The sequence below is a fragment of the Tessaracoccus sp. MC1627 genome (assembly GCF_014164725.1).
Classification (GTDB): domain Bacteria; phylum Actinomycetota; class Actinomycetes; order Propionibacteriales; family Propionibacteriaceae; genus Arachnia.
The window spans coordinates 122,226-135,785 of the sequence record NZ_JACJGA010000007.1; the positions used below are offsets into that span (position 1 = coordinate 122,226).

Below are 13,560 nucleotides of genomic sequence, written 5' to 3' on the forward strand. Positions count from 1 at the left end.
TTCGGTAACGGAACCCCGGTGCCCGCTGGCCCGCTGGTTTGGCTACAGTGGGGTCCGTGGCAACAACACTCACCATTCATCAACGGGCGTTGCGAAGCACGGTCGTCAAGAAGGTCATCATGGCAGTGACCGGCTTGATCATGATCGCCTTCCTCCTCGTGCACATGTACGGCAATTTGAAGATGTTCCTCGGTCCCGAGGCCTTCGATCACTATGCCCACTGGCTGAAGGGGACCACCGAAGACGGCGGAATCCTTTATCCCGTCCTACCGGCCGGATGGTTCATCTGGATCTTCCGGTCCGCCCTTGTCCTCTCCGTGATCCTTCACATCTGGTCCGCCTACACGCTCTCCATGGAGACGCGCCGCAACCGCGGCACGAAGTACGTCAACAGCCAGAAGAAGGTGCAGACCTACTCCTCGCGCACCATGCGCTGGGGCGGGATCATCGTCGCGGCGTTCCTCGTCTTCCACCTCATCCAGTTCACCATCATCCCCGGGTCCTTCGGCGGTAGCGGCGACGAGCCGCACACCATGGTGCTGGCAGCGTTCGAGCAGTGGTGGATGGTGGCGCTGTACGCCGTGTGCATGGTGCTCATCTGCATGCACATTCGCCACGGCTTCTGGAGCGCCTTCACGACGCTGGGCGGCAACACCAGCGCACAGACCCGTTCAGTGCTCAACGCCCTGGCCATGATCGTGGCCGTCGTCCTCTTCGTCGGCTTCATGATCATGCCCCTGGCCGTTCTCTTTGGAGTTGGTATCTGATGACCGCAACCACCACCACTCCTGCCGTCAGCACCCAGCACTGGGTCGAGGGCGCGGATATCGCAGACACGAAGGCCCCCACCGGCGTAGACATCGACAAGGTGTGGAAGACCCGGCAGTTCCAGGCCCGCCTGGTGAACCCGGCCAACCGCCGCAAGCTCAGCGTCATCATCGTCGGTACCGGCCTCGCCGGTGGCGCTGCTGCCGCGACGCTCGGTGAGGCGGGCTACAACGTCCTCAACTTCTGCTACCAGGACAGCCCCCGTCGGGCGCACTCGATCGCGGCTCAAGGTGGCATCAACGCCGCCAAGAACTACCGCAACGACAACGACTCCACGCACCGCCTGTTCTACGACACGGTCAAGGGTGGCGACTACCGCGCCCGCGAAACCAACGTGTACCGGCTCGCCGAGGTCTCTGCCAACATCATCGACCAGTGCGTCGCCCAGGGCGTTCCCTTCGCCCGCGAGTACGGCGGCCTGCTGGACACCCGTTCGTTCGGCGGCGTGCAGGTGCAGCGCACCTTCTACGCCCGCGGGCAGACGGGTCAGCAGCTCCTCATCGGCGTCTACCAGCAGCTGGAGCGCCAGATCGCGGCCGGCACCGTCAAGATGTACGCCCGCCACGAGATGGTGGAGGTCATCGTCGTCGACGGTCGTGCCCGCGGCATCGTGACCCGCAACATGATCAACGGCAAGGTGGAGACCTGGACAGCCGACGCAGTGGTGCTCGCCACCGGTGGCTACGGCAACGTCTTCTTCCTCTCCACCAACGCCATGGGCTGCAACGTGACCGCCACCTGGCGCGCGCACCGCAAGGGCGCGTACTTCGCGAACCCCTGCTACACGCAGATCCACCCCACCTGCATCCCGGTGCACGGCGACACCCAGTCCAAGCTCACGCTGATGTCTGAGTCGCTGCGCAACGACGGCCGCATCTGGGTGCCCAAGCGGGCAGAGGACTGCGCGAAGGACCCCCGACAGATCGCCGAGGAGGACCGCGACTACTACCTGGAGCGGATCTACCCGTCGTTCGGCAACCTGGTGCCCCGCGACATCGCGTCGCGCCAGGCCAAGAACATGTGCGACGAGGGTCGCGGCGTGGGTCCGGCTGTCACCGAGCGCGACGCCGACGGCACCGAGCGCCAGGTCCGTCGTGGCGTCTACCTCGACTTCTCCGATGCGATCAGCCGCATGGGCCAGAAGACGGTGGAGAACAAGTACGGCAACCTCTTCGACATGTACGCGCAGATCACGGGTGAGAATCCCTACGAGACGCCGATGCGCATCTACCCGGCCGTGCACTACACCATGGGCGGGCTCTGGGTGGACTACGATCTGCAGTCGTCCATCACCGGCCTGTACGTCACCGGTGAGGCCAACTTCTCGGATCACGGTGCGAACCGCCTGGGTGCCTCGGCGCTGATGCAGGGCCTGGCCGACGGCTACTTCGTCCTCCCGAACACGATCAACGACTACCTGGCCGACGCGCCGTTCGACAAGGTCGCCGAGGATCACCCCGCCGTCGTCGAGGCGCGGGAGTCTGCCCAGGCGCGGATTGACACGCTGCTGTCCATCCAGGGCACCCGTTCGGTGGACTCGTACCACAAGGAACTCGGCCACATCATGTGGGAGTACTGCGGTATGTACCGCACCGACGAGGGCCTGAAGAAGGCCATCGGCCTCATCCAGGACCTCAAGGCCGATTACTGGAAGAACGTGCGTGTCACCGGCGTCAACGAGGACTTCAACCAGGCCCTCGAGCGCGCGGGTCGCGTTGCTGACTTCTTCGAGCTCGGCGAGCTGATGTGTGTCGACGCCCTGCACCGGCGTGAGTCGTGTGGCGGTCACTTCCGCGGCGAGTCTCAGACCGAGGAGGGAGAGGCGCTGCGTCACGACGACGAGTACCTCTACGTCGGGGCCTGGGAATGGGGCGGCGAGGGCGGTAAGCCCGTGCTGCACCGTGAGCCGCTGATCTACAAGGCAATCGAACTGAAGCAACGGAGTTACAAGTGAAGCTCAAGCTACGTATCTGGCGTCAGGCCGGCCCGGGTGCAGCCGGCCGGATGGTCGAGTACGACCTGGACGGCGTGTCGGACGACATGTCCTTCCTGGAGATGCTTGATCTGCTCAACGAGAACCTCACGCAACGCAACGAGGAGCCGGTGGCCTTTGACCACGACTGCCGCGAGGGTATCTGCGGCATGTGTGGTGTCGTCATCAACGGCATCGCCCACGGCGCGCCGGAGGGTGTCCGGACCACCACCTGCCAGTTGCACATGCGCTCGTTCGCCGATGGCGCCACCATCGACATCGAGCCATGGCGGGCCGGTGCTTTCCCCGTGCTGAAGGACCTGGCCGTGGACCGCACCTCGTTCGACCGGATCATCCAGGCCGGCGGGTTCATCTCCTCCAACACCGGTTCGGCACCGGATGCCCACGCCACTCCCGCCCCCAAGCGGGAGGCCGACGTGGCCTTCGACAACGCCACGTGCATCGGTTGTGGCGCGTGCGTCGCGGCCTGTCCCAACAGCTCCGCCATGCTCTTCACTGCGGCGAAGATCATGCACCTGGCGATGCTGCCCCAGGGCCAGCCCGAGCGGTACCGCCGGGTAAAGTCCATGGTGGCGCAGCACGACGAGGAGGGCTTCGGCAATTGCACCAACATCGGCGAATGCGCCGCGGTGTGCCCCAAGGGCATCCCGCTGGAGTCGATCTCGGCGCTCAACCGGGACCTCATCTCCGCGATGTTCAAGAAGGACGGGAAGTGAGTTTCTGTCGCTGAAAGCGACAGAAACTCAGGTTGAGTAAGGACGAGCCGCCAGGCGAGTCCGCATCGAAATCTGACCGCGAGGGGCCCAGGCACTCAGCCTGGGCCCCTTTCGCGCGCCAGGCGAGTCCGCATTGAAATTCTGGCGACGGCCCCGGGGACTCTCCCTGGGGCCTTCGTCGTCCCCGGCTCCCCTCACTCGTCACTCTGGAGGCAGGGGAGAGGGGCGAGTTTCCCGGTCCCGTCGTCGTCTGCCATAATGACTAGTCGTTGCCCGTACCCGGGCAACCCGGATTCGCCGCAGCTCCTGCCACTGGGGGACTGTCTGTGGCTGTCCGGTCAGATCAAACCGCGGTGACCTGTGGCACTGACGGAAGGGTTCACACATGACCAACCAGCTGATTCAGCAGGTCAACAAGGCCTCGCTTCGCGACGACATTCCGGACTTCCGCGCCGGCGACTCGGTGAGGGTGCACGTCAAGGTCGTTGAGGGCGCGCGCTCCCGTGTGCAGGTCTTCGCGGGCGTCGTCATCGCACGCAACGCCGGGGACGTCCAGGAGGCGTTCACCGTCCGCAAGGTGAGCTTCGGCGTCGGCGTCGAGCGCACCTTCCCGCTGCACAGCCCCATCATCGAGAAGATCGAGGTTGAGCGTCGCGGAGACGTGCGTCGCGCCAAGCTGTACTACCTGCGCGGCCTGCGCGGCAAGGCCGCCAAGATCAAGGAGAAGCGCTACTGAGCGCTCGCTCCTTCCCGCTCACGCAACCGCCTGTTGGCCCTGTGGCCGCCGGCGGTTCGTCGTGTCCAGTCCTGTAGGGACTCGCGGTATGCTCTGGGGAGCGCCTGCCGCCCCGCCCGAAGGACTGAACCCTTGAATTCGACGACCGATCCGCTCGACGCCCCGGCGCACCGCAGCTTCGGCAGGAAGCTTCTGGGGTGGGTCACCGAAGGCGTGCTGATCCTGGTCGGCGCCGTCGTCATCGCCACGCTCCTGCGCACGTTCGTCGGCCAGATGTTCGTCATCCCGTCCGGGTCCATGGAGAACACCCTGAAGGTCAATGACAGGGTGCTCGTGGCCAAGTTCGGTGGGTTCCAGCGCGGAGACGTCGTGGTGTTCGAGGACCCGGGATCCTGGCTGGGGCCCAGCGTCCCGTCGACCAACCCCGTCAAGATCGCGCTCGAGTTCGTGGGAGTGCTGCCCAACTCCGGCACCGAACATCTGATCAAGCGGGTGGTCGGGATGCCTGGAGATCACGTGCGCAGCACCGACGACGGCAAGATCGAGGTCAACGGCTCGGTTCTCGACGAGACGGGCTACCTCTACAGCGAGGAAGGCATCCAGGTGGTGCCGGTCACGGTTCCATTCGACATCGTCGTGCCTCAGGATCGGCTCTTCGTGATGGGTGACCACCGCAACGCCTCTGCTGATTCCCGATGCCGGCTGGCCGAGGTCTCGCAGAACCCGGGGGAGAGCGCCTTCGTGCCCACCAGCAAGGTGGTAGGCGCCGCGGTGGCCATCGTGTCCCCTCTGGACCGGCTCGCCACCTTCACGCTCCCTGAGACCTTCACGGAGGTCCCGGCTGCCGCGGAGCCCGCGCCAGAGGAGCCCGAGCTCATCCACGTGGAGCCCGGCTGCTGATGGTCCGGCTCGGACGCGGTGCCTATGGGTACGAGCGGGCGTTGGTGCGCGCGGGCCTCGGGCCGGTGGCCGGCGCAGACGAGGCAGGCAGGGGGGCCTGCGCCGGTCCGCTTGTGGCGGCGGCGGTCATTCTGGACCCGGCCCGCCCTATTGCCGGCCTCGATGACTCCAAGGTCCTCTCCGAGGCGACGCGCGAGCGATTGTTCGAGGAAATATCCCGCCGGGCCTCGGCCGTGGCGGTGGCGGTGGTCGAGGCCGACGAGTGCGATCGCCTGGGCATGCACCAGGCAGACCTGCAGGGTTTGCGGCGGGCGGTCGGCCGGCTGGATGTCGCCCCCAACTTCGTGTTGACCGACGGATTCGCCGTCGACGGGCTTGGCGTCCCAGGGCTGGCGATGTGGAAGGGGGACAAGGTGGCAGCGTGCGTGAGCGCCGCCTCCATCATCGCGAAGGTGACCCGCGACCGCATCATGGTGGCTCACGACGCGTCGTATCCGGTCTATGGCTTTGCGGTCCACAAAGGATATTGCACCTCGGTCCACCAGTCCGCGCTGGACCGGCACGGCCCCTCGGCCATCCATCGATGGTGCTTCGACAACGTGTCGAGAACGGCTAGAGTGTTGGGACCATGAGCGCCGAGGACCTAGAACAATACGAGAGCAAGCTTGAGCTCGACCTGTACCGCGAGTACAAGGACGTGGTGGGCATCTTCACCTACGCGGTGGAGACCGAGCGGCGCTTCTACCTGTGCAACGCCGTGGATCTGAAGGTGCGCACTGAAGGCGGTGACGTCTACTACGAGGTGTCCATGGGGGATGCCTGGGTGTGGGACATGTACCGTCCCGCCCGATTCGTGAAGTCGGCGAAGGTGTTGACGTTCCGAGACGTGTCCATCGAGGAGATCGCGCATTCGGATCTGCAGGTGCCCGAAAACCAGTAGTCCCACCACCTGTGGATAACGGGATTGAGGTGGCGTCGCTTCCGATCAAGGGATCGGAAGGTGGTGGCCATGGAAACCCCAACACAGGCCCTCGGGCGCCGCGGCGAAGACAAGGCCGTGGAGTATGTGGAAGCCCGCGGCTGGCGGGTGCTGGAACGCAACTGGCGTTGCCGCGAGGGCGAGATCGACATCGTCGCAGCAGAACCGGACGGGAAGACGCTCGTCGTGGTGGAGGTGAAGTCGCGTTCCGGGCTGGGCTTCGGCTCGCCGCTTGAGACCATCACCTACGCGAAGGCCTGCCGGTTGCGCAGGCTTGCCGCGCTGTACGTCAGGCAGTCAGGGTTGCGCCCCAAGCTCATCCGGGTTGATGGCATCGGCGTGCTCTGGCCGCGCGGTGGCGAATGCGAGTTCACCTACGCCCGAGGGATCGACGAATGGTAGGCCGACGGGTGTGGTCCGTGGCACTGTCCGGGATCAACGGCTTTCCGGTTGAGGTAGAGGCGGCCAAGGGAGGCGGGCTCCCGCGAGTGCAGCTGGTAGGTCTGCCAGACGCAGCGCTGAGCGAGGCGAAGGCAAGGGTACGGGCGGCCGTCCTCGCCACCGGCCTGTCCTGGCCCCCCGGGTTGGTCACCATCAATCTGTCGCCTGCGGGCCTGCCGAAGGCCGGCACCCACTACGACGTGGCCATCGCGGTGGCGGCGCTCATCGCGGAGGGGCAGATGGAGCTGGTCTCGGACACCCGCACAGTGCTGGTGGGCGAACTGGGCCTGGACGGCAGGATCCGCAAGGTCCGTGGGGTGCTCCCCGCGATGCTTGCGGCGGCCAAGGCGGGATTCGAACGGGCGATCGTGCCGGCCGGTCAACAGGCCGAGGCGTCCCTCGTGCCAGGCCTCACCGTGTGGGGTGCGGGCCGGCTGGCCGAGGTCGTCGATCTGCTGGAAGGAAAACCCGTCTTCAACCCCACCGAGGCCGCCCCCGCGTCCTCGCCACCCCTCGAAGGGCCCCCGGGGTTCACCCCGGATCTGGCAGACGTCGTCGGCCACCAGGACGGCAAGTTCGCTCTGGAGGTGGCTGCCGCCGGGCGGCACCACCTGTTCCTCCATGGCTCTCCTGGCGTGGGCAAGACCATGCTCGCGGCCCGCCTTCCGTCCATCCTCCCGGACCTTGCGGAGCAGGAGGCGGTGGAGGTGTCCGCCATCCACTCCCTGGCCGGCCGGGAGCTCACAGGGCTCATCCAACGCCCACCCTATGCTGACCCGCACCACTCGGTGACCCCTGTGGCGCTCGTGGGTGGCGGCACCGCCGAGCTCAAGCCCGGGGCGATCTCGATGGCTCACCGTGGCGTGCTCTTCCTGGATGAGGCCCCAGACTTCGGTGGCAAGCTCGACGCCCTGCGGACCCCCTTGGAGGACGGCACCATCACCGTGAGCAGGGCCAGGCACACCACCACGTTTCCTGCCCGTTTCCAGCTGATCATGGCTGCTAATCCGTGTCCCTGCGGCTCTCATGGCGTGGCTGGCATGGAGTGCACCTGTGATCCGATGCGGGTGCGCCGGTACCAGGAGCGGATGAGCGGGCCCATCCTGGACAGGATCGACATCAAGCACCAGATGGCGGGCATCAACAGGGTCCTCCTGGACGTGGCATCAGGCAGCGTCGAGTCCAGCGCCACGGTGCTGTCGCGGGTGGTGGAGGCCCGGGACAGGCAGCGTCGCCGCCTCGCGGACACGCCATGGTCCACCAACGGTGAGGTGCCGGGGCCCTATCTGCGCCAGCAGCTGAGCCTCCCGAAGGATCTCGGCGTGCTGAACACGGCGCTCCAGAGGGGCGTGCTCAGCGCCCGAGGCGTGGACAAGGTGATCAGGCTGGCCTGGACCCTCACAGACCTGGCCGGCCGGGACAGGGTGAGCAGCCGTGAGCTGCGGGCCGCGCTCCACCTCAGGCAGGGCGAGCAGCGGCGGGGTGCCGCATGACCGTCACTGAACGCACGGCCCGGATGGGTCTCTGCTCCCTGCAGCCATTGGGCTCGCCCCCGCTGGTCAAGGCTGTGGAGGAGTTCGGCGCAGTGGACGTATGGCGCGGCCTCCTCGCGCAACCTGACGGTGGGGCGCTGTCACGCAAGGCAGCCCTGGTGGACACAGCCCTCGTCGAGCGTGCGGCAGTGGCGTGCGGGGCCCGCTTCCTCATCCCGTCGGACCAGGAGTGGCCCGCCCGGCTCGATGACCTCCACAGGGCCAACGTCGCTGGGCAGACCGGTCCGCCGCTCGGTCTGTGGGTGCGTGGCGCATCGTTGGAGGGGCTGGGGGGTGGCGTGGCGGTGGTCGGGGCCAGGGCGTGCACCTCGTACGGGGAGCAGGCATCGATCACCCTCGCCGCTGACCTTGCGGCTGCAGGTACTCCCATCATCTCCGGGTTGGCTTTCGGTGTGGATGCGGCGGCCCACCGCGGCGCGTTGGGGGTCCAGGGCCTCACCGCTGCTGTGGTCGCCAGTGGTCTGGATGACCCTTACCCCTCCGCCAACGCGCGCCTCGCGCAGGCGGTGGCAGGCTGCGGCGCGCTGGTCTCCGAGCTTCCGCCAGGGGCTCGGCCCACCAGGTATGCCTTCCTGGCGAGGAACCGGCTCATCGCGGCACTGTCGGAGGCCGTGGTGATCGTCGAGGCCTCCTCCCGCTCCGGGGCCAAGAACACGGCATCATGGGGCCTGGCACTGGGCCGTCAGGTGATGGCAGTGCCTGGGCCCATCACCTCGTCGTTGTCAGCCACACCCCATCGCCTCATCCGCGACGGCGAGGCGGTGCTGGTGTCCAGCGCCCAGGAGATCCTTGCGCTCCTGGCCCCCCTGGGATCGGCGCCGGAGCCGTCGGGGAGAGGGTCGAACCGTCCGATGGACACGTTGGCCCGACCTCTCAGGGAGATCAGGGAAGCCGTGCACACCCGCGAGGAGGTGACGGCATCGGAGTTGGCGGCCCGGACAGGTCAGACCATGGTGGAGGCTTTGGCAAACGCGGCCGAGCTCGTCGAATCCGGTTGGCTGGCGGAAGGGGAGGAAGGTGGCTTCCGCCTCCCCGGTCGCGGTCGCTAGACCCTCTCGGCGCTGGCCGGGGAGAGCCGCTCTGGGGCGGAGTCGAGCTCTTCACCCGCCCCCTCCTGAGATTGATTCACCGCCACGATCCGTCCCATTCCGGAGGCTCGCCTCAGGACCACGAGGACGGGGCGCCCGAGGAGCACGATCGCCAACAGTGTGCTGATCGCCCGGCCCGTGTCCCAGCCTCCAGTCGACGTGATCAGGGTGAACCAGCCGAACCGGGCCAGGTTCTCCGTCATCGGGGCTCCTGCCACGTAGTCGAGGCTGCCCGCGCCCCCGTCGATCCCCGTGATGAACGGCCAGAACCACATGTTCATCAGCGCGCCGTAGGCGTAGGCGCAGATGACGCCGAAGACGCCGAGCATGGCCACCTCGGCCCCGCCGCGCACCCGCTTGGGGAGCAGCCCTGCCCCCAGCCCGATCCAGGCTGCCCCCAACATCTGGAACGGCAGCCAGGGCCCCACTCCTGCAGTGAGCAGAGCGGAGGCGAACATCGACAGGAACCCAAGGAGGTAGCCGAACCCGGGGCCGAAGACCCTCCCTGCCAGGACCAACAGGAAGAAGGCGGATTCGAGGCCGGCCGTGCCCGGACCCAGCGCCGGGCGTAGGGCCGCGTTCAGGGCGGACAGCACGCCGAGAACAGCCAGGGAGCGCGCATCGAGGCCGCCCTCGCTCACCTGGGCCACCACCAACAGCAGCACCACCGGAAGCAGGGCGGCGAAGACGAACGGCGCGTCGCCTGTGTGTTGAGGGGTGACGCCGATGGCCGGAATGAGCAGAGGCCACCCGATCGCGAACAGCCCCAACAAGGATGAGGCGCCTATCACCGCCCAGGTCCGCCAGCCCAGCTGGACGCCAACGAGCGGGGCGGGAATCGTCACCGCGGATTCATCGCGCATCGAGGTACTCCTGCACTGTCAGGACGGGGATCGGGTTGGCTACCTTGGCCACCTGGGTGGCCAGGAGTGCCGAGCCGGCGAGGACCTCGCGGGTGGGCCCGTCAGAGACCACCTCGCCCTCCGCCATCACGACCACGCGGGAGCAGCTCTGAGCCACCATCTCCACGTCGTGGGTGGCGATCATCACGGCCCGCCCCTCGGCCGCCATCGAGGCGACGATGTCCGCGAGCACAGCCTTTGCCGCATAGTCCAAGCCACGGGTGGGTTCGTCGAGCAGCACCACCGGGGGGTTGCCCGCGAGTTCCACGGCCAGCACCACCGCCAGCTTCTGCCCCTCCGAGAGGTCGCGGGGGTGGGATTCGGGGTCGATGCCCGGGACAAGGCGCCGGAGGAGAGACCCCGTTGTTCCCTCAGGGAGTCCGGCGGCCTGATCGCCCGCCTTGCATTCCGCCTCCACCGTCGCCAGATACAACAGGTCGGTCGGGGTCTGCGGCACGAGGGCAACCCGGGACCCGTCCAAGAGGGTCACCCGGCCGGCGTCACGGTGCCCCGCGCCGTGCAGAGCCCACATCAGGCTGGACTTGCCGCAGCCGTTGCGCCCCATCAGGGCCGTCACCTCTCCCGCGTGCAGGCTGAGGTCGACCTCGGCCACCGCGACAGTCTCGCCGTACCGGACCACGAGACCGTGGCCGGTCAGCACGCGCCCACCTGGGACGGGTGCTGTGGGAAGCACCGGAGGGAGCTCGAGCCACGCGCGGCGCTGCTCGGAGCCCGGACGCCGCGCCTCACGGATGGTCAGGGGCAGGGGCGACCATCCCAGCCTGGCGCCGAGCTCCACCAACGGCGGTTTGATGGGCGACAGTTCCAACACGTCCCGAGTGGGGCCATGCAGGACCGTGCGTCCCACCAGCAGCACGCTGTCGGCAAACTCGATCACCCGCTCCATGCGGTGCTCGGCGATGACGACGGTGGTGCCCAGATCCCGCACCAACCGGCTGATGATTGCCAGGACTTCCTCCGCCGCGATCGGGTCCAGTGCGGAGGTGGGCTCGTCCAGGACCAGGACCTTCGGTGAGCTGGCCAGCACGCTGGCGATCGCGACCCGCTGCTGCTGTCCGCCGGAGAGCGTGCGCAGCGCCCGCGCCCGCAGGTCGGCGATTCCCAGCAGGTCAAGCGTCTCCTCCACACGGCGCCGCATCTCAACCGCCGCGAAGCCGAGTTGTTCCATGGAGTAGGCGATCTCGTCCTCGACGGTGTCGGTGACGAAACCGGCCAGCGGGTCCTGGCCGACGTAGCCCACCGTCGTGGCCAGCTCGCGTGGAGGGAGGAAGGTGGTGTCGCGTCCGTCGATCCGGATGCGGCCGGTGCGCACCCCTCCGGTGAAGCGCGGGACGAGGTTGTTGAGGCAGCCGAGGAGGGTGGACTTACCGCACCCTGTGGGGCCGACGACGAGGCACAGCTCGCCCTCGTCGATGGCGAAGCTCACGTGGTTGAGCCGCAGGGTGTCGTTGGTGGCGTAGCGGAAGGAGACGTCCTCGAATCTGATCATCGGGCGGTCCTCACCGTGACCGGCTCCGGCGCCAGGAGCGTCGGAAGGAACGCCACCGCGAGTGCTCCCGTGAGGAGGGGAGTGAGGGCCGGCCACACCGGCGGAATCAGCGTGGGAAAGAGTACGGCGGCGCCGTCCCCAGCCCCTACCCAGCTCACGACGGCGGCCGCGCCGATTCCTGAGGCGAGGACCAGGGTCTCGTCCACAGTCCACGGGATGGGCCGGTACTGGGTGCGCCGGACGGAGGCCCCCGAGACCCGGAGTGCGGCGGCAGCGGAGATCAGACCCCCGAGCAGGACGATGGTTGCCAGAAGTGGAATCCCGAACAGCGGATAGTCCGGGGACCGGGCCAGGAACCGGAACGACCACACCGCCAGCAGCATCATGGCGAGAAGGCCGAGACCCAACGATATCCTGCGCTGGCCCCGAGTGGAGGTGCCTGCCCGGCCGAACCCCCGTACATCCATCGACGCCGCGAGGGAGAGCGAGCGCTCCAGCGCGTCGGAGAGCACGGGGACGATGATGGTCTCAACCGCGCGCAGCTTCGCCCGCCGGTTGGTGCCGGCAGGGTTGCGGCGCAGTCGTCGAGCACGCAGCACCCGCTGGAGTGATTCGCCGAGTTGGGGAAGGGCGCTCACGGCCACGACGAGCACGGTGCCTGCCTCGTAGAAGGCGCCGGGCAGGCTCGCCAGCAACTTCCGGGGGTTGGCCAGGGCATTGGCGGCACCGATGCACACCACGATCGCGGCCAACCTCAATCCGTCGTAGAGCCCCGCGAGGAGCGATTCGAGCGACACCGGACCAAGCAACCGGATGCCCGTCACCCAGGAGGGGAGCGGCACCTCCGGCAGCGTGAACAGGATGGTGGGCCCGTCACCGCCGCCGAAGATGATCCGGAAGACCACCCTCAGCACGACGATGAACAGAGCCAGCCACAGATAGAGCGAGAATGACTTCGCCCACGGGCTGTCCCCCCGCTTGGAGAGGGTGACCACGCAGGCCACGGCGATGAGCCCCATCAGGAGCAGCGGGTTGGTGGTCATGGAGGCGGCAGCTGCCAGCGCCAGCGCCCAGGCCCACCACGAGAACGGGTGGAGCTGGCGCGGCAGCCTCGGCCGCGACATCACTGTCCGCGGCGTCGCCACCACACCAGGCCACCGGCGGCGGCGAGGGCCACCACCACGCCGATCCCGATGATGGTGCCGGTGGGCACCCCCGAAGCGGGCTCCTCGGCTTCGGCGTCCGTGGCCGGCGCGGAAGCATCCGCGGAGGCGGTGGGGGACGTCGACGCCTCCGGTGCGGCCGAGGAGGAATCGGGAGCCGCGGATGGGGAGGACTCCGACGGTGCGGCGGAGGAGTTCTCAGGCTCGGCGGCCTCGTCGGCGAGGGGATTGTACTGGGGGGCTTCCTGCGGCTGGTTGTAGTCCGCGAGGAGGCGCCAGCCGATCACCTGCCCGGCCTCGGGCACCAGATCTCCGGCCCCCACCTGCGCGAACACCCATTCGCCCAACTCTCCGTCCTCGACCGACGCGGTCCACAGGCTCCACCACTGCGGGTCCTGGGCCGTGACGCCGTCGACGGTGATGAAGAACGCGCCCTGGTCCGTCGCAAGCCCGGTGCTGACCATGGCCTCGGTGGCGCTGGCGAACTCGGTGGCGCAGGCGCCGGTGACCTCTTCGTGCTCGACGTGCACCCAGACGTTGCCGGCCTCGACGCAGGCCACAGCCGTTTCGTCGGCAGAGGCTGTGGGCGCCAGGCCTGAGAGCCCGACCGCCAGGAGGGCGGCGAAAGGAAGCGCCCAGCGGCGCAAGGTGAGGGGGGACATGTGGACCTCTTATCCGTTGGTCCGTCGGCCAAGGGTTCTCCGCTGGTTCGCGACGGAAGTGAAACGACCTCTGTGTTGACCGGCGGTCC

At 67.8% G+C, this 13,560-nt stretch carries 14 protein-coding genes; 10 read left to right on the plus strand and 4 right to left on the minus strand.

The features are described 5' to 3' along the window. Positions 1-119: 119 nt before the first annotated feature. The 10 genes from H5399_RS14145 to dprA all read left to right on the plus strand — a co-directional run bounded on the left by H5399_RS14145 (position 120) and on the right by dprA (position 9,195). Positions 120-767: a succinate dehydrogenase cytochrome b subunit gene (locus tag H5399_RS14145; protein WP_370585794.1), complete on the plus strand. Its 648-nt coding sequence runs from the start codon at positions 120-122 to the stop codon at positions 765-767. Then, complete coding sequence (locus tag H5399_RS14150; RefSeq protein ID WP_182783753.1) at positions 767-2,782, plus strand: fumarate reductase/succinate dehydrogenase flavoprotein subunit; 2,016 nt, start codon at positions 767-769, stop codon at positions 2,780-2,782. The genes H5399_RS14145 and H5399_RS14150 overlap by 1 nt, the downstream gene beginning before the upstream one ends. Further along, complete coding sequence (locus H5399_RS14155) at positions 2,779-3,537, plus strand: succinate dehydrogenase/fumarate reductase iron-sulfur subunit (protein WP_182783755.1); 759 nt, start codon at positions 2,779-2,781, stop codon at positions 3,535-3,537. The genes H5399_RS14150 and H5399_RS14155 overlap by 4 nt, the downstream gene beginning before the upstream one ends. Positions 3,538-3,922: 385 nt before the next feature. Next, the gene (rplS, locus tag H5399_RS14160; protein WP_182783757.1) at positions 3,923-4,273 is read left to right on the plus strand and encodes a 50S ribosomal protein L19; all 351 of its coding nucleotides are present in this window, start codon (positions 3,923-3,925) and stop codon (positions 4,271-4,273) included. A 132-nt stretch (positions 4,274-4,405) separates the two neighbouring features. Further along, entirely contained in the window at positions 4,406-5,173 is a 768-nt protein-coding gene (lepB, locus tag H5399_RS14165) for a signal peptidase I (RefSeq protein ID WP_182783760.1), read from the plus strand. After that, on the plus strand, positions 5,170-5,805 hold the full coding sequence (locus tag H5399_RS14170; RefSeq protein WP_370585795.1) for a ribonuclease HII: 636 nt from the start codon (positions 5,170-5,172) through the stop codon (positions 5,803-5,805). The genes lepB and H5399_RS14170 overlap by 4 nt, the downstream gene beginning before the upstream one ends. Continuing rightward, on the plus strand, positions 5,802-6,113 hold the full coding sequence (locus H5399_RS14175) for a DUF2469 domain-containing protein (protein ID WP_182783763.1): 312 nt from the start codon (positions 5,802-5,804) through the stop codon (positions 6,111-6,113). The genes H5399_RS14170 and H5399_RS14175 overlap by 4 nt, the downstream gene beginning before the upstream one ends. Positions 6,114-6,182: 69 nt before the next feature. Then, complete coding sequence (locus H5399_RS14180; protein WP_182783765.1) at positions 6,183-6,554, plus strand: YraN family protein; 372 nt, start codon at positions 6,183-6,185, stop codon at positions 6,552-6,554. Next, positions 6,548-8,086 carry a YifB family Mg chelatase-like AAA ATPase gene (locus H5399_RS14185; protein WP_182783767.1) on the plus strand — a complete coding sequence of 513 codons (1,539 nt, stop codon included), beginning with the start codon at positions 6,548-6,550 and terminating at the stop codon, positions 8,084-8,086. The genes H5399_RS14180 and H5399_RS14185 overlap by 7 nt, the downstream gene beginning before the upstream one ends. Continuing rightward, positions 8,083-9,195, plus strand: a complete 1,113-nt coding sequence (dprA, locus tag H5399_RS14190; RefSeq protein WP_182783769.1) for a DNA-processing protein DprA — start codon at positions 8,083-8,085, stop codon at positions 9,193-9,195. The genes H5399_RS14185 and dprA overlap by 4 nt, the downstream gene beginning before the upstream one ends. Here the strand turns inward: dprA and H5399_RS14195 are convergent. Genes H5399_RS14195 through H5399_RS14210 form a run of 4 tightly spaced genes read right to left on the minus strand, consistent with a single transcriptional unit; the run spans position 9,192 to position 13,471 of the window. Continuing rightward, entirely contained in the window at positions 9,192-10,097 is a 906-nt protein-coding gene (locus tag H5399_RS14195) for an ECF transporter S component (RefSeq protein ID WP_182783771.1), read from the minus strand. The two genes, dprA and H5399_RS14195, sit on opposite strands and share 4 nt — an antisense overlap. Then, the gene (locus tag H5399_RS14200) at positions 10,087-11,646 is read right to left on the minus strand and encodes an ABC transporter ATP-binding protein (protein ID WP_182783773.1); all 1,560 of its coding nucleotides are present in this window, start codon (positions 11,644-11,646) and stop codon (positions 10,087-10,089) included. Before H5399_RS14200 ends, H5399_RS14195 begins: the two co-directional genes overlap by 11 nt. Beyond that, entirely contained in the window at positions 11,643-12,791 is a 1,149-nt protein-coding gene (locus tag H5399_RS14205) for a CbiQ family ECF transporter T component (RefSeq protein WP_370585782.1), read from the minus strand. The genes H5399_RS14200 and H5399_RS14205 overlap by 4 nt, the downstream gene beginning before the upstream one ends. Next, positions 12,770-13,471, minus strand: coding sequence for a hypothetical protein (locus H5399_RS14210; RefSeq protein ID WP_182783775.1), 702 nt, complete (start codon positions 13,469-13,471; stop codon positions 12,770-12,772). Before H5399_RS14210 ends, H5399_RS14205 begins: the two co-directional genes overlap by 22 nt. Between the last annotated feature and the right edge of the window lie 89 nt (positions 13,472-13,560).